The sequence below is a fragment of the Corallococcus praedator genome (genome assembly GCF_003612125.1).
GTDB lineage: Bacteria > Myxococcota > Myxococcia > Myxococcales > Myxococcaceae > Corallococcus > Corallococcus praedator.
The window spans coordinates 1-385 of sequence record NZ_RAWI01001446.1 but is presented as its reverse complement, the minus strand read 5'-3'; the positions used below and the strand labels follow the sequence as shown (position 1 = coordinate 385).

The following is a 385-nucleotide window of genomic DNA, read 5'->3' as shown; positions in this document are numbered from 1 at the left end:
GTGCATCGGGACATGAGGGAGGGGCGACACCCGTAGGGTGCGCATTCTGCGCACCGTCGCCCGACGGGCAGGGGCGGCGCACGAAGCGAGTGCGGATGGTGCGCAAAATGCGCACCCTACGGCTCGCTAGGCTTTGAGGTGCCCTCTACTTTATCCAAAGCGTCGACTGCCCTCCTTAGATTGGTTTCCGCTTTATGCATTATGACACGACGAGTTAAATCCCGCCGACGCTCTTGTTCGAGGACAATAATCGATAGACCTAAGCCACGCCAGAACCGATCTTTCTTTGCTGCATCCTTCAAGACTGGCTCGGGAAAATCTTTCTGAAGCTGAGCAACATCATCATCTCCAATCTTAAACTCAAAGCGATGTGCGACTTTATTCC

1 protein-coding gene is annotated in these 385 nt (G+C 54.3%); it reads right to left on the bottom strand.

From position 1 onward, the window contains the following. Positions 1–116 precede the first annotated feature (116 nt). Positions 117–385: hypothetical protein (locus D7Y13_RS46775; RefSeq protein ID WP_158626283.1), on the bottom strand; the 269-nt coding region annotated here is incomplete at its 5' end.